15 protein-coding genes are annotated in these 15,060 nt (G+C 39.9%); 5 read left to right on the top strand and 10 right to left on the bottom strand.

Annotation, left to right across the window (positions count from 1 at the left end):
• Positions 1-10: 10 nt before the first annotated feature.
• From glnL to glnA, 3 genes are all read right to left on the bottom strand, one after another.
• Complete coding sequence (gene glnL / locus ATS71_RS17375; protein ID WP_058405929.1) at positions 11-1,081, bottom strand: nitrogen regulation protein NR(II); 1,071 nt, start codon at positions 1,079-1,081, stop codon at positions 11-13.
• Between the two features lie 83 nt (positions 1,082-1,164).
• Positions 1,165-1,686, bottom strand: coding sequence for a DUF4124 domain-containing protein (locus tag ATS71_RS17380; RefSeq protein ID WP_283235009.1), 522 nt, complete (start codon positions 1,684-1,686; stop codon positions 1,165-1,167).
• A 114-nt stretch (positions 1,687-1,800) separates the two neighbouring features.
• The gene (glnA, locus tag ATS71_RS17385; RefSeq protein WP_058405931.1) at positions 1,801-3,207 is read right to left on the bottom strand and encodes a glutamate--ammonia ligase; all 1,407 of its coding nucleotides are present in this window, start codon (positions 3,205-3,207) and stop codon (positions 1,801-1,803) included.
• 506 nt (positions 3,208-3,713) lie between these two features.
• On the opposite strand from glnA, the gene typA reads away from it, so the two are divergent.
• Together typA and ATS71_RS17395 are read left to right on the top strand one after the other, a co-directional pair.
• Positions 3,714-5,537 (top strand): translational GTPase TypA, encoded by a 1,824-nt coding sequence (gene typA, locus ATS71_RS17390; RefSeq protein WP_058405932.1) that lies wholly within the window; start codon positions 3,714-3,716, stop codon positions 5,535-5,537.
• A 212-nt stretch (positions 5,538-5,749) separates the two neighbouring features.
• Positions 5,750-6,067, top strand: coding sequence for a hypothetical protein (locus ATS71_RS17395; RefSeq protein WP_058405933.1), 318 nt, complete (start codon positions 5,750-5,752; stop codon positions 6,065-6,067).
• A gap of 159 nt (positions 6,068-6,226) precedes the next feature.
• Here ATS71_RS17395 and ATS71_RS17400 read toward each other — a convergent pair whose 3' ends face one another.
• From ATS71_RS17400 to ATS71_RS17415, 4 genes are all read right to left on the bottom strand, one after another.
• Entirely contained in the window at positions 6,227-6,958 is a 732-nt protein-coding gene (locus ATS71_RS17400; protein ID WP_058405934.1) for a CBM9 family sugar-binding protein, read from the bottom strand.
• A gap of 72 nt (positions 6,959-7,030) precedes the next feature.
• Entirely contained in the window at positions 7,031-7,456 is a 426-nt protein-coding gene (locus ATS71_RS17405) for a BLUF domain-containing protein (RefSeq protein ID WP_058405935.1), read from the bottom strand.
• A gap of 72 nt (positions 7,457-7,528) precedes the next feature.
• Entirely contained in the window at positions 7,529-8,620 is a 1,092-nt protein-coding gene (locus ATS71_RS17410; RefSeq protein ID WP_058405993.1) for an MBL fold metallo-hydrolase, read from the bottom strand.
• Positions 8,621-8,762: 142 nt separating this feature from the next.
• Positions 8,763-9,416, bottom strand: coding sequence for a DUF2959 domain-containing protein (locus ATS71_RS17415; RefSeq protein ID WP_006791329.1), 654 nt, complete (start codon positions 9,414-9,416; stop codon positions 8,763-8,765).
• A gap of 85 nt (positions 9,417-9,501) precedes the next feature.
• On the opposite strand from ATS71_RS17415, the gene ATS71_RS17420 reads away from it, so the two are divergent.
• Together ATS71_RS17420 and dtd are read left to right on the top strand one after the other, a co-directional pair.
• Positions 9,502-10,404, top strand: coding sequence for a virulence factor BrkB family protein (locus ATS71_RS17420; protein ID WP_058405936.1), 903 nt, complete (start codon positions 9,502-9,504; stop codon positions 10,402-10,404).
• Positions 10,405-10,842: a D-aminoacyl-tRNA deacylase gene (dtd, locus tag ATS71_RS17425; protein WP_058405937.1), complete on the top strand. Its 438-nt coding sequence runs from the start codon at positions 10,405-10,407 to the stop codon at positions 10,840-10,842. It begins immediately after the preceding gene.
• Here the strand turns inward: dtd and ATS71_RS17430 are convergent.
• Entirely contained in the window at positions 10,839-11,552 is a 714-nt protein-coding gene (locus ATS71_RS17430) for a spermidine synthase (protein WP_058405938.1), read from the bottom strand. The two genes, dtd and ATS71_RS17430, sit on opposite strands and share 4 nt — an antisense overlap.
• A 172-nt stretch (positions 11,553-11,724) precedes the next feature.
• Here ATS71_RS17430 and ATS71_RS17435 point away from each other — a divergent pair, with 172 nt between their 5' ends.
• Positions 11,725-12,618: a bifunctional GNAT family N-acetyltransferase/hotdog fold thioesterase gene (locus tag ATS71_RS17435; RefSeq protein WP_058405939.1), complete on the top strand. Its 894-nt coding sequence runs from the start codon at positions 11,725-11,727 to the stop codon at positions 12,616-12,618.
• A 67-nt stretch (positions 12,619-12,685) separates the two neighbouring features.
• Here ATS71_RS17435 and ATS71_RS17440 read toward each other — a convergent pair whose 3' ends face one another.
• Both ATS71_RS17440 and ATS71_RS17445 read right to left on the bottom strand, forming a co-directional pair.
• The gene (locus tag ATS71_RS17440) at positions 12,686-13,720 is read right to left on the bottom strand and encodes a phospholipase A (protein WP_058405940.1); all 1,035 of its coding nucleotides are present in this window, start codon (positions 13,718-13,720) and stop codon (positions 12,686-12,688) included.
• A 218-nt stretch (positions 13,721-13,938) separates the two neighbouring features.
• The gene (locus ATS71_RS17445) at positions 13,939-15,060 is read right to left on the bottom strand and encodes a succinylglutamate desuccinylase/aspartoacylase family protein (RefSeq protein WP_058405941.1); all 1,122 of its coding nucleotides are present in this window, start codon (positions 15,058-15,060) and stop codon (positions 13,939-13,941) included.

Consider the following 15,060-nt stretch of genomic DNA (forward strand, 5'->3'; position numbering starts at 1 on the left):
ACTCCAAACATTAATCTGCAAAGGGCAGATAGATATTAAATTCAGTATGTCCAGGCCAGCTATCACATTCAATGTAGCCATCGTGTTGATCAATAAGCGTTTGCGCAATCGAGAGTCCAAGTCCAGAGCCACCTTCTTTATTGGTGATCATAGGGTAGAACAATGTTTCACGTATGCTGTGATCAATGCCTGGTCCGTTATCAGATATTTGGATCAACAAGGCTTTTTTAGGAGCCTTACCCGGGCGGCGATGCTGATGATTTATTCGTGTTTTTATTTTTATCTCACCACCATCAATAAGCGCCTGCTGAGCATTACGAACAATATTCAAAACAACTTGTTGTATTTTGCTCTGATCAATAAACACATCAGGGATACTAGGGTCGTAGTCTTTTTTCAATTCGATATTTGTACAATTATCGAGTGTGCTTAACTTCACAACCGACTCTAACGCTTGGTGTATATTAACGTAAGATTTTTGCGGAAGCTGATTAGGCCCTAAAAGTCTATCTACTAATTCACGTAATCTGTCTGCTTGCTCTATAATGAGCTCAGCGCATTGATTTCTTTCTTGCTGATCAACCTCATATTGCAATAACTGCGCCGCTCCGCGGATTCCACCCAAAGGATTTTTAATTTCGTGGGCTAAGCCTCTTATTAAATTGCGTGCAGCTTGGTATTGGTGCATTTGATTTGAGGCCTGATCGTGTTTTATTTCGTCGTCTGTTTGGCGACACTCTAATAAAATATAAGCAATCCCTTTAAAGTTAATTCGTCTTGAATTAACGCTTACTTTGGCATGGCGAGAATCGCTAAACACCACGTCAGCTCTGTGTTGTTGGCAATCAACACCATCAATTAATGAAAACTGCGCTATTCGTTTTAAGTCAATTGAATGGTAATTAAAAAGGGTATCAAAGGGCTGTTTCAATAAGCGTTTAGTAGCAAGCCCAAGTAACTCACTGGTACTGGTATTTGCATAAACAACCGTAAAGTTTTTATCGAGAAGCATGACCGACGTTGTTTGATTTTGCCATATGGCATCAAGTAATTCAGGGCTAAAATTTTCGTTATTAATCATGTTTGCACCATTTTAGTGCGCAGGTGTTTGCAGGCCAGGTTTTATCTAAAATGAGCTGCTGCGCCTAAGTATTAAGTTTCGCTTTAATTGCCATGGGTTTTGCCTTTTCTGCGCATATTAAATATACGAGGCTCGCTCACAGCGATAATTTGGTTTTTCTCGTTAAACAGCCTCAGTTGAAGCATGTGTTCACCGGCTTCAACATCAGCAATTGCAAATACGGAGTTGTTTATTGCAGGGCCGTTTGCTTCTCCATTAACAAGCAATTGAATGGTATACCCTGTTTTAAAGCTCGGGATTACCCGGCTGGTGACGTATATTGTTCCGGTATTTTCATGAATGGTTTGATTGTGCTCAGGTGACGTAATGGCAATACCAAACCCTGTTTTTTTAGTATGGGATTGGCTGCTGAGAGTCGCTATATCTTTAGCGGGTATAGTTAAACTTTGGCTAGAGAGTTTGACCTCTGTAGCACCTTTACGCGGTGTATCTGAAAACACTAAAACGCCATTTTGATCCTTCCAAGCGTAAATTCTTTTTTCACCCGCATAACCATAATTACTTAATCCTAAAGTAATCATTAGCAATAAAATCTTACTATTCACACTGCTACCCTGCAATTTTTATGATTGCTTAACTTTAGTGGAGTTTGATTTAATTTACCATTAAAAAAGCCCGCTTAGCGGGCTTGAGAACACACATTCTTTTACAGTGTTAAATTAACAGCTGTAGTACATTTCAAACTCAACTGGGTGAGTTGTCATGTTAAGCTTTTCAACTTCTTGACCCTTAAGTGCAATGTAAGCATCAATTAGGTCATCAGTGAATACACCACCTTGAGTTAAAAACTCACGGTCAGCACTTAGTGCATCGAGTGCTTCACCAAGTGAAGATGCAACTTGTGGAATTTCTGCTGCTTCTTCTGCTGGTAAGTCATATAAATCTTTATCCATTGCATCGCCAGGGTGGATCTTGTTTTTGATACCATCAAGGCCAGCCATAAGCATTGCTGAGAAAGCAAGGTATGGGTTAGCTGTTGGATCTGGGAAACGTACTTCAATACGACGACCTTTCGCAGATGGTACCACTGGGATACGAATTGAAGCAGAACGGTTACGTGCAGAGTATGCAAGCATTACTGGCGCTTCAAAGCCCGGTACTAAACGTTTGTACGAGTTAGTTGATGCGTTAGCAAATGCGTTAATAGCTTTAGCATGCTTGATAATGCCGCCAATGTAATAAAGCGCCTCTTCAGATAGGCCGCCGTACTTATCGCCTGCAAACAAGTTTACACCGTCTTTAGCTAAAGACTGGTGACAGTGCATACCAGAACCGTTATCACCAACAATTGGCTTAGGCATAAATGTAGCTGTTTTTCCGTATAAATGAGCCATGTTATGAATAACATATTTCATCTCTTGGATTTCATCCGCTTTTAAAACCATGCTGTTAAAACGCGTTGCGATTTCGTTTTGGCCAGCTGTTGCTACTTCGTGGTGATGTGCCTCTACCACTTGACCTAGTTCTTCAAGCACTAAACAAGTGGCTGAACGCCAATCTTGTGAAGAATCAACAGGTGAACAAGGGAAGTAACCGCCTTTAACACCTGGACGGTGACCAGTGTTACCGCCTTCGTAATCTTTATCTGAGTTCCATGCCGCTTCAACAGCATCAACTTTGTACATTGAACCAGACATATCTGATTTGTATTTAACATCGTCGAAAAGGAAAAACTCTGGCTCTGGCCCAAATAACACAGTATCTGCGATACCTGTAGATTTCATGTACTCTTCAGCACGTTTTGCAACAGAGCGTGGGTCACGCTCGTAACCTTGAAGTGTAGAAGGCTCTACAACGTCACAACGTACAATTAATGTCGTTTCTTCAGTGAATGGGTCAAGTTTTACTGATTCAGCAACAGGCATTAATACCATGTCTGATTCGTTAATGCCTTTCCAGCCAGCAATTGAAGAACCGTCAAACATTTTACCGTCTTCGAAAAAATCTTCATCAACTTGGTGATGAGGAATAGATACATGTTGCTCTTTACCTTTTGTATCAGTAAAGCGTAAATCAATGAACTTAACGTCATTTTCTTTAATAAAATCTAAAACCGATTGTGACATGTGTCCTCCAACTATTGGGTTTTATTATTGCTGCATAATTGCTTTGGGATTTATTAAGCTGATTTTGTGCCATTTTTATAACTCTATGTTTATAGGTTAAAAAAACTTAGTTGCTACAATGTGGGGCATAAAACAGCACCAATATGGTGCGGTTGAGTTCCACTTTGGTGCAAGCTGTGCACGCTCTATTTTGTTGTTAATTTAATCGCTCGAAATCAGCATAACCTAAATGTAAAAGAGTGCCAAAAATATCGTATAAATAGTGTAAACTGCATTTTTGAAAAAATAATGACAATTTATTTCATATAATTGTCATATATAAAACAGATACTTAGTAAAAGTATTGAGAAAGTTTTGAAAATTGTATTGGATAAACTTTCATCCATGTCATTAATGAGGGATAATATGCGCCCTTTTAAATCCTATGCTTGGACATCTCGTGAAAACGCAGATGAGTGCGTAGATCTTGCAGGATCATTGAGAATTTAATTTCTCTGAGTAAATATATGAGCATCGAACAGTTAAGAAATATAGCGATTATCGCGCACGTTGACCACGGTAAAACAACTCTGGTTGACAAACTACTTGAGCAATCAGGTACATTAGAAACACGCGGCGGTAACGAAGAGCGCGTGATGGACTCAAACGACATTGAGAAAGAACGTGGTATTACCATTTTAGCTAAAAACACAGCTATCTCTTGGAATGATTACCACATCAATATCGTAGATACCCCGGGACACGCCGATTTCGGTGGTGAAGTTGAACGCGTACTTTCGATGGCTGACTCAGTATTATTACTTGTTGATGCTCAAGAAGGTCCAATGCCACAAACGCGTTTCGTAACGCAAAAGGCATTCGCGCAAGGCTTAAAGCCAATCGTCGTTATCAATAAAATTGATAAGCCAGGTGCACGCCCTGATTGGGTTATGGATCAAATCTTTGATTTATTCGATAACCTTGGCGCAACTGACGAACAGTTAGACTTTAAAGTAATCTACGCATCAGCTATCAACGGTTGGGCAACATTAGATTTAGACGAGCCATCAGACAACATGGAACCTATGTTCAAGATGATCGTTGATGAAGTATCACCACCGGATGCAGATCCTGAAGGTGACTTCCAAATGCAAATCTCTCAGCTTGATTACAACTCGTACAAAGGTGTAATTGGTATTGGCCGTATTAAGCGCGGTTCTGTTGCGACTAACCAACAAGTGACGGTTATCAGCGCTGACGGCACGACTCGTAACGGTAAAATTGGTTCAGTACAAAGCTACTTAGGCCTTGAGCGTATCGATACTGATAAAGCTTATGCAGGTAACATCGTTACTGTAACAGGTTTAGGCGAGCTTAAGATTTCAGATACGCTTTGTTGTCCTAACAACGTTGAAGCATTACCACCACTAAGTGTTGATGAGCCAACAGTAACAATGACGTTCTCTGTAAATAACTCTCCGTTCTGTGGTAAAGAAGGTAAGTTTGTAACATCACGTAATATTCGTGAGCGTTTAGACAAAGAATTAGTACACAACGTAGCACTTCGTGTTGCAGATACAGATAACCCAGATAGCTTCCGCGTATCGGGTCGTGGTGAATTACACCTAGGTATCTTAATTGAGAACATGCGTCGTGAAGGTTACGAGCTAGCTGTTTCTCGTCCAGAAGTAATCTTACGTACTGTTGATGGTGTGTTAGAAGAACCGTATGAAACACTAACGATTGACTGTGAAGAAGAGCACCAAGGTTCTATCATGGAGCAAATTGGTCTTCGTAAAGGTGAGTTAACTGACATGGCACCAGATGGTAAAGGTCGTATGCGTATGGACTTTATGATCCCAAGCCGTGGCTTAATTGGTTTCCAAACTGAGTTCATGACATTAACGTCAGGTTCTGGCTTACTTTACCATACGTTCGATCACTACGGTCCGCACAAAGGTGGCGAGCTAGGTGTTCGTAAGAACGGCGTAATGATTGCTAACGCAACAGGTAAAGCACTTACTAACGCATTATTTAACTTACAAGAGCGCGGCCGTTTATTCATCGGTCACGGTGTTGAAGTTTATGAAGGTATGGTTATCGGTATTCATAGCCGTGATAACGACCTTACTGTTAACGCACTTAAAGGTAAGCAACTTACTAACGTTCGTGCATCTGGTACAGATGAAGCACAAACATTGACACCAGCACTTAACTATTCACTTGAGCAAGCGCTTGAGTTTATTGCTGATGATGAGCTAGTAGAAGTTACACCTGAGAACATTCGTATTCGTAAACGTCATTTAACTGAAAATGAGCGTAAACGTGCGGGTCGTGCTCCTAAGTCATAATCTATTAATTTAGAATAATGATTTTAAAAGCCGCTGTATTGCAAAATACAGCGGCTTTTTTGTGGATAATAGTTAGCCAGGGAAGAGCTTTAAGCCCTCAGGTTAGAGCATCGCAGTTGGTTCGATACTGTTGAACAGTTTTTTTATGTTGGACCTAAAAAAGGTATTAAGTTATTATCAAAGCTATATTTACTATGTGCGAGTGAGCTAGTGTGAATACCGAAAATGAAATTAAGGCAAAACTAGAGATAGAACATATTGCTGAACTGCAAAAATATAAAGATGAATTTGAAACGTTAGGAAAAAATGATTGGGGCTTGAAAGATCTCATATCAATTTTTTTACCGTTTGTTTTGTTATCAATTGCTAATGGCTTCTATGATATTGAAACTGAATTATTTCAAATTATATGTCTTATTTTCCTTGCTTCAGCTGTGGTGCAGGGAATGATTAGGGAGCAGACCAAAAAAACAAATCGCAGAATTGATTTGCTTCTTAAAATTTTTAAACACGAGCAAAAAGATGGTTAAAATTAGCTTTATATTAGGGCGCAGCGCTCTTTATAAGCAAAAACGTGCTTGAGAATTAAATAATCTATATTGAAAAGTCTCTGTTTTTGCTAATAGGGTATTTTTGTTGGGTTTCGCTTAGCTCAACCCAACCTTTGTTATCAATTATTTCATTAGTGATTACTGACTTTTCGGTAGCAAAGTGATTTTGCCAAATACATCTGCGTCTATAAATCCACGGTTTCTGTCACCCTTCACAGGCTGTACTTCGTGTGAACCCATAAAGTGCTCGCGTGTTTCACTGCCATCGTTATCGCAATAGGCGAGCATAAAACCAATAACTTGTTTTTCTGTTAATTTAAGTGGTGTATTTTTTGCGTCTTGTTGATAATCATTCGGGTAGAGTTTTATCGCAACTTCCCAAGTAATGTTATAGGGTGCAGTGGTATTGCGTTTCCAGTTGCTAACTAAGTGGTCGGTATACAAGTGCGCTTTTTTATCAGGGCCGTAATCGGCAGCTTGGTTATCAAGGCCAATGTGGTACGCTAAAGCGGTGTGGTTAAATTGGTGAATCCCGCCCGATGCATCGCTATCTATAAATATTTCAAGGGCATCGTCATCCCAATATTTATAGGTTGGGTCTGGGTGTGTATCTATTAAAACATCATCTACAATATCGGCTTGTAGGTATAAGAATTTTTCATCCCACAATAAGCGATAGCGGCCTTTAAAATCGGCATCGTTTGAAGGCAGTGTACCATCCATTAAATGTGGCATATCGTGCCAAGCAGCCTTATCCCATGCGCTTTCAGATACGCCGTCAATATTAATAGGGGTTGATGTGTATTTTACGTCTGCCGCCATTATTTGGGTGCTGATTAATAAGCTTGTTGCTAAGAGTATTTTTTTCATTAATAGCCTTACTAATTGAAGATGACTTAGCTTGGCCTAAGTGACTATTAAAAACAAATATATATGTGTATTTTAACTAATAGCACCAGTAATGCTGTCTTTTAACGCGAGCATTAATAAGTGGGCACTTTCGCCAGACATTTTAAATGGATTAAAATCAACAGAGCCTGAAAATTTCAGATTCAGTGATTCGGTTACCCTAGATTGTGGAACATAACCCATAGACCATTTTTCAAATTCTCTTTCTGGAATTTGGGTATAGTTAAGCATAATTACATTGTGGTGACGCTTGTCATTTAATATTTGTTGATAGGTATTATTTACTGCAGTTCTGGAGCCATCAAGGCACTGTAAAAAGTACTTGTTACTAAAGCAAAGCATGCCGGTAACATGTGTTTTTACATTATAGGTACGAGCACTTTGTAAAATATTTTCTATATCTTTAGGCCCAAAGCCGTCTGTAATTTTGCTTGCGTAAATGAGTCGTACAAGAAACATATTATTCCCTCCTGCTTAGTTAATTAAAGATAGTTCAGCAAGGAGTTTATTACTAATTATGTTAGTGACTGATTAAAGTTTAATAGTCCCACCTTCGTTTAAAATATAAAGCGGCACTGATGATTTCATTGTTTTATGCATGTGTAATAAACGCAGTAAGGCTGAATGACTCGTCCGATCGCCCATTTTCCATGATGAGTTACCATATCCCCAAGGTATCATTACCTTGCAGTTAAGCTCTTGTGCGGCTGTAAGAGCATCTTCTGGTGTAGTATGAACATAACGATACCATTTAGGGTTATCTTCGCTGTAGTACGATGCTATGGGCATTAAACATATGTCTATGCCGCCATAGTTGTGTTGAATATCTTTAAAATGCTTTGAGTAGCCTGTGTCGCCTGCAAAAAATAAGGTTTTGCCATTTTGCTCAAGTAACCAGCCATTCCATAAGTCTTTATCGTTATCTTCATAAATAAAGGGCACTAATATTCGACTGCTGAAATGATGCGCAGGTAGTGCATGAATAGTTAAATCATCAATTTTAGTTTTTGCATACCACGCCATTTCGCTAATATTAAGCCCTGCATTTGGAAAGTTATCTGCCATGCCTAATGGTGCTAAGTAACGTGGTTTGCTGCCTATTTCTTCTATATCAGATTTATTAAAGTGATCGTAATGAATATGTGAATACATAACGGCGTCTACGTTTTCGAGTTCAGTTTTGCTTAGCCAGTCACCTGGTTTTCGATAAAAGCCAGAGGCAAGCTTAAATGCTAAATCAACCGGGGAATCAAACTGCTCTTTTACAGGGTCAAATACGACATGTTGGCCGCTAGGTGTTCGGATCAAAAAACCAGCATGCCCTAACCAACGTATATTAAAGCCAAGGCTTAGATGCGGGTTTAATTGCTCAGCGTTATATGTGCAATTCTCAGCAGTGGTTTCGCATATTACGTTGGGGTGCTTTGGGTAGCAGTCGGTTTCACACGTAACTGGGTAGGTTTTTTCGCCCATATAGAGATTGTGATAGCGATCTTTACGCTCACCTGATTCATGAATTGGCGTTACGCTGTCTTGCCCTGCAATAACATTGATATTGTTGTTTGTGCTACAGGCAGCTAAAAAACTTGAGGAAATAAGTAAGCACAGTGTGTGTAATTTCATTTCTATTATTTTTATTGCTTCAATTAGGTAAAAGTTTAACAAACGCTATTTATTAAACAATGTGTTAATCGTAACAAAAAATAATTATAAAAAAGCCTGTTAGAGTAACAGGCTTTTAGGGGAGCTATATTAAGTAGTATTATTAGGCTTTGTTCATTTGCTCAATAAATTTGTTTGAATCGGCAATTGACTTGTTCATGTCGTTCATCAGTATCTGAATATCGCGTTTAAGGTTAGTAAATTCACCTTTTATAGCAGCAACGGCCTGTGCATTTAAATTATGCTTTAAGTACAAAACGTTATCTTTTAGTGATGAGAGAACTGGTTCCATTTTACTTTCAGCACTTCGCATAGAGCGAAGAAGCTGATCAAACTGGCGCTTAGTGGCGTTAAGTTTTTTACTGCTTTCGCGTTTTAACGAAGCGCTTTTGTATTGTTCTAACTCATCGCTCCACTCATCAAACAATGCTTCAGCAACGTCTTCTACTTTATTAATATTGGTAGTAACGTCGTCTGCGGCTTTAAGGCTTGATTCGTAATCGTCATTGAGTTGGTTGTAAGCATCTTGTAGCTCACCGCCGTCGAAATTAATAAGTGTAGTTAAACGTTCAAGCGCTGACTGAAACTCTTCTTGAGACTCTTCTTGCGACTCTTTTGTTTCTTCTACGCGGTCAATAAGAATGTCACGTTTGTGAACGCCTACTTTTTCCATTGCAGAATAGTAAGCTGATTGACAGCCAGATAATGCTAACGTTAGGGCAAGTATTGATGCGCTTAACAGTGTTTGTTTTTTCATTTGATTCCCTATTTACGTGTAAGTGCTGTAAATTCCGGTGCTGATTGTTATGATAATCAAAACTCGATAAGCACAAGTCAATTGTATGAATGATAAGCTCTCCCATTACAAACAGCAAGTTAAGTCCTTTATACGCCAGCAACCCGGCTGGTGGATGCAATATATTAACCGTTGTATAGATGATCAAATTACAGTTAATGCTGGTTACCTTGCTTACGTAACGCTACTTTCATTAATACCACTTATTGCGGTGGGTGTTGCTATATTTTCAGCGTTTCCGGGGTTTGAATCGACACGCATGGAAATAGAAAGCTTTTTGTTTACTAACTTTGTACCGACTTCTACGGATGTGATCAGAGAGCATATTAGCTCCTTTGCAGGAAATGCCAATCAAATGACTGCAGTGGGTATAGGTTTTTTAGCCGCTGTTGCCTTACTTTTAATACGTAATGTAGATGCAACACTTAATCGTATTTGGCGTATTAAGAAAAAGCGCCCGATGATGATTTCATTTGCAGTGTATTGGATGGTACTGAGTTTAGGCCCCGTGTTACTGGGGGCAAGTATTGGTGTAACTTCGTACATTGTGTCGTTCGTCTCGTTTGCTGATCAAGGTATTCCAGGGTTTAGTGGTTTTTTATTAAAATTGCTCCCTTATGGAATTTCGATGATGGGGTTCATCATGCTTTATACCCTAGTGCCTAATACACGCGTATCGTTTAAAGCCGCAGTGCCAGGGGCATTATTTGCTGCGCTTTTATTTGAGCTAACAAAAAAAGGGTTTGCACTTTATATTAGCCACTTTCCTTCGTATGAAGTGATTTATGGTGCAGTAGCCACAATTCCAATTTTATTTGTGTGGGTGTATTTAGCGTGGGTAGTTGTACTTTTGGGCGCCGAATTTACGGCATGTATTAGCCCAAATGATATTGAGGATACCCCAGAAATAGAACTGGAAGAAGAACCAGAATTAAAGGATATACATTAAATGCAAGGGCTAATACAGCGCGTAAAACACGCAAAGGTAGAAGTTAACAACCAAGTAATTGGGCAAGTAGCGCAAGGTATTTTACTTTTGTTAGGTGTTGAAAAAGCAGACGATAAACACGCTGCCGATAAGCTTTTACATAAAGTCAGTAATTACCGAATTTTTACCGACGAAAACAACAAAATGAACTTAAGCCTAAAAGATATAGGCGGAGAGTTACTAGTGGTTTCGCAATTTACATTAGCGGCTGATACCAAAAAAGGAATGCGTCCGAGCTTTTCATCGGCGGCAACCCCAAGCCAAGCTAATGAGTTGTATGAGTATTTTGTTGACCAAGCCAAAGCGTTAGGAATTAAAGTAGCAACTGGGGAGTTCGGTGCCGATATGCAAGTGAGCTTATGTAACGATGGGCCGGTTACGTTTAACTTATCTGTTTAAGGTGTTTGCTTGTGAATCACAACAATATGGTTAACGTACCCCTTAATTTTTTGAGAGTGAATATCACAGCCAAATACATGGCGTAATTGTTGCTGAAGTTGCTTTAACTGTGAGCTGTGTTGCGATAAAAAATTAATAAAGAGTGTCCCGTTGTTGTTCAGCGCTGAGTAGATTTTTTCATAAAATGCGCGTTCAAATAAAAAACGGGGTGCATCTATGTGGCTAAACAAATCTAAAATAATCCAATCAATATTTCGGGCAGTATTTAATACCAGCTGCGCGTCAGCGCAAAGTAAATTCTCATCACTTTTGATTGCAAAAAACTGTGAATAACACGCCAATATTTCTGCGTTTTTTTCAACTGACGTTATATTTACTTGGGGGTATTGGTTAAGTAAATAGTTGCGAATAGCCCCACCACCTAGCCCAAGTTCAAGCACGTTATTAGGGGGTGAAAGTGTTTGCCATTGTTTAGCCAAATATTGTAAGTGAGGAAACAACAGAGCTTCAGGGTTTTTGACATCGATAATGGATTGCAACGTATTATTAATTAGCAGCCACCGCAAATTACCATGCTCGCGCACTTGAATGTGCTCGCCATTTACGTTGTGCCAATAAAGTAGGACTCCTTCATTTTGGCTGCCTTCAATAAAATGGCTATTAATTAGGCCTGTTGAGGCATCAATATATGTGGTCATGATCTTTAGCATAAACCAGCTTGGTTAAAGCGCAATGTGATTTGTCATTAATTTTTTACGCATTTATAAAGTCTCACCAAAGTCGTATTTGCAGTTTTTTTAAGATGGAGTATGGTATTTGCCATCAACAGGTTGAGGCCTTTTTAGATTTTTACATGCGGCTTTTACAACAACAGGAGTAAGTATGTTTCAAGTAAGTACCCCACAAAGTAGCGAAGATTGGCAAGCTTATTATCAATTACGTTGGGAAGTATTACGTGCTCCTTGGGGCGAGCCCAGGGGTTCTGAACAAGATGATTTAGAGCAGGACGCTGAACACCGGTTTATAAAAAATAAAGAGGGTGAAGTATTAGGGGTGGCTCGATTACATTTTAATAACCATGAGCAAGCTCAGGTTCGTTATATGGCGGTGGCTGAAGGTAACCGAAATCAGCATATTGGTAGTCGTCTGTTACACGATTTAGAAAAAATAGCATGGACACAAAATGCCGATGAACTGGTGTTATTTGCACGCGAACGCGCACTTGAATTTTATAAGCGCCACGGCTACGAATTAAAAGAAAAAGCGCACTTAGCTTACGGTGATGTTCAGCATTTTAAAATGGTTAAGCAAAAGCCGAGTGAGCCAGGTTGGTTTCGTCATCCTAATTGGACTCAAGTGCTACAAAATATCTGGCGGGAATCAATTCCTATTAGTGATGCAATGGGCATTAAAGTAGAAAGTTACACCGATTGGCAATTTACAACCAGCGCTGATTTAGACGCTAATTTAAATTTACATAACACCATGTTTGCTGGTTCTATTTATAGCTTAGCCACATTAACTGGCTGGGGAGCAACGTATTTGGCGCTCAAAGAAGCGGGGCTTGAAGGTAATATTGTACTGGCTGATGCCAATATTAAGTACTTAAAGCCACTCAATACAGATCCGCGCGGTTGTGTCGATTTACAAGCGTGTAAAGGTAAATTAAGCGATTTAGAAGCCGATGGTAAAACAAGTTATGTGGTACCGGTAACCATTTATGATGGTGACAATGTAGTTGCTGAGTTTGAAGGTGTGTTTGCCGTAAAAAAATAACGAGTAATTTTTAATTAAAAAAGCCAAGCACTTAATAATTAATGCTTGGCTTTTTTATGCGCTGATTTTATAACAAATCGGTTAATAAGATACCCACGCCAATCCGCTCAACATCGGCGTTGTAATCAATTAGGCTTTCACCGTAGCCGTTAAAGTATTGCGCGTAGCCACGAACGCGGCCCCACAAAGGAAATGACCAATCAAGCTGAAGTGCACCGCGATTGTCTGAGTTTAAATTGTTGCGAGTCATAAAGCTAAATTCATGATCGTGATAACGATACGCACCACTAAATTCAAAATACCCCATGTATTTGTAAATATCGGGGTTATCGTCACCTTTTGCGTCTAGCAGATCTTCTTTTTCGTCTTCAGCTATGCGGTACCAAGGTTTAAAACTAAAAACAAAGCCTCGGTTTTCCCAAATGAAATCGGCGTAAATACGGTTCCACGAGCGCGAGTTTGGTTGGCTACGGCCATTTGACTGGTGCGATATACCGAGCACAATAGCCATTTCATCGCCCCAGAGTACGTTTTCTGGATCAAGGTAATTCATCCAGAAAATTTCTGGCTCGTAGTTAGTTTCACGAAATGGCGATGAAATTTCCGAGTTATAAATTTGCCAATACGATTGCAGGGTAAAGCCAAAATACAATGCTTGGTCTTCGTCAGAGAATTCGTCAAACAAGGGGACCTTGATTGAAAGCTGATATTTAGCTTCTAAGTTATCGAGTGTATCACCATCTTGTTCGTCTGTGAGCTCGTCAAAACGATCGAACGGGCGATCGTTTGGATGCGATACATATGATAATGGCAATATGTAATTACGTTTATGGGGTGTGATTACATTACGATTTTTTTTGCCTACCTCTTCACGTGCTTGGCGTTTATCAAGTGCGGTCAGTTGTTTGTTTTCTTCCAGTGCAGAGCATTTTTTACGAAGCTCATCGAGTGTTTGCTTGCCATCGCCCCCAATCACTTCATTCAAAATACATTGCTTGACGAGTTCTATGCTGCTGTCTTGCTCGTTTGTTGGTACTTCGTCTTGCGCAAATGCTGCGGTACTTAGTAAAGCTGAAAGGGTGATCCAGTGGCGCCAGCTCATTGTAATTCCTTGTGAGTATTGGGTAGGTTGTGATTTATTTTATTATAACGCTTTTTACATTAGGTACAGTGAACTTTTACTGAACTGTTTACATTACGTTAAAAGCGGTACTGATAGATCAAAAGAAAAGCGGCCTAAGCCGCTTTGTCTAATGTACATTAACTTAGGAGATTAATGTACTCTCACGCAATGAGAAGGGTGAGTGATAGCGCAGTGCGCTATAACTCAAATATGTTGGTAAAAAATTTATACAACTCAGTGCCTTGGTTTACGCTTGCCGAGGCAAAGTGCAAAATAGCGATGGCATCGAAATCGAGGCTGAGCGTTTGTAGTGGCTGCTCACTCAAGTAGCGCTCCATGCGTAAAACATGTGCAATGGGCTCGCCTGCTTTAATATGCCCACCTAGTGGGGCTACATATTCAACCATGCCGCCAATAGGGGCGTAGTAAGCAAAGTAGTCATCTAAATGGCATGCGTAGCGGGTTATATTGCTCGGTTTGTGTGGTGCGTCTACCAATACGTTTTTATGATTTAGGTAACTTAAAATGCTATTTGAATCGTTGAGTGCTTCTTTTAGGTCTATTTTTTCTTGGCTACCTAGCTCAACCGTAAAGGCTTCTACCTGTACGTTGAATGATCGCCCTTGCGCGCTAAGTGCATCACTTAGGTGCCACCATGGGCAAAAGCTTGCTTCGTCCATGGCGCCATCAAAGTCGCTTGGGATGAGCAGTATATGTTCAATATTAAAATAACGAGCGCTGTCGGTTGCATACGCTGGGCAATATAAGTGCTTGCTTGAGATAGGCCCTGTGTGTAAATCGAGTACTATGTCGGCTTGGTGCGCAAGCTTTTGCAAATTAAGCGCAATGCGTTTACCTGTATTGAGTAAATAAGCGGGGCCGTTAAGTTTGGCATCTATTTCATCAAGCAGGGCTTTTTTAAAGTTACTTTTTAAAGCTGCATCGCCGTACTGGCTATGATCTTTGGCAAACTGGGTGACTAAATCACTATTGTAGTGATACATGCGGTTCCAGTTAGTGCCAGTAATCGGGTCGAATCGGCCAAGGGTAAATTCCCCTGATTTTTGGTTACACCCAATAGGGTTAGCATAAGGTACTAAGGTAATGTCGCCTTTTAAATTGAGCTGTTTTAATTGCTCTAACAGCTGAAAAATAACCGCGTTACCTTGTACTTCAGCGCCGTGCATATTTGCTTGAATATAAACACTTGGCCCGCTGCCATCGCCTTTTAAGCGATACACAGGAATAGTGAGAGGCAAGCCGTTTGCCACTTCCCCTACTACAATGTTTTCTTGGCTGATTGGTGTTGTTATGCTCAT

The sequence above is a fragment of the Pseudoalteromonas sp. H71 genome, assembly GCF_001468485.1.
In the GTDB taxonomy this organism is placed as follows: domain Bacteria; phylum Pseudomonadota; class Gammaproteobacteria; order Enterobacterales; family Alteromonadaceae; genus Pseudoalteromonas.

Coding starts and splice junctions, on each gene's coding strand:
- glnL (WP_058405929.1), bottom strand. CDS start 1,081: ATGATTAATAACGAAAATTTTAGCCCTGAATTACTTGATGCCATATGG.
- glnA (WP_058405931.1), bottom strand. CDS start 3,207: ATGTCACAATCGGTTTTAGATTTTATTAAAGAAAATGACGTTAAGTTC.
- typA (WP_058405932.1), top strand. CDS start 3,714: ATGAGCATCGAACAGTTAAGAAATATAGCGATTATCGCGCACGTTGAC.
- ATS71_RS17400 (WP_058405934.1), bottom strand. CDS start 6,958: ATGAAAAAAATACTCTTAGCAACAAGCTTATTAATCAGCACCCAAATA.
- ATS71_RS17405 (WP_058405935.1), bottom strand. CDS start 7,456: ATGTTTCTTGTACGACTCATTTACGCAAGCAAAATTACAGACGGCTTT.
- ATS71_RS17410 (WP_058405993.1), bottom strand. CDS start 8,620: ATGAAATTACACACACTGTGCTTACTTATTTCCTCAAGTTTTTTAGCT.
- ATS71_RS17415 (WP_006791329.1), bottom strand. CDS start 9,416: ATGAAAAAACAAACACTGTTAAGCGCATCAATACTTGCCCTAACGTTA.
- ATS71_RS17420 (WP_058405936.1), top strand. CDS start 9,502: ATGAATGATAAGCTCTCCCATTACAAACAGCAAGTTAAGTCCTTTATA.
- dtd (WP_058405937.1), top strand. CDS start 10,405: ATGCAAGGGCTAATACAGCGCGTAAAACACGCAAAGGTAGAAGTTAAC.
- ATS71_RS17430 (WP_058405938.1), bottom strand. CDS start 11,552: ATGCTAAAGATCATGACCACATATATTGATGCCTCAACAGGCCTAATT.
- ATS71_RS17435 (WP_058405939.1), top strand. CDS start 11,725: ATGTTTCAAGTAAGTACCCCACAAAGTAGCGAAGATTGGCAAGCTTAT.
- ATS71_RS17440 (WP_058405940.1), bottom strand. CDS start 13,720: ATGAGCTGGCGCCACTGGATCACCCTTTCAGCTTTACTAAGTACCGCA.
- ATS71_RS17445 (WP_058405941.1), bottom strand. CDS start 15,060: ATGAGCATAACAACACCAATCAGCCAAGAAAACATTGTAGTAGGGGAA.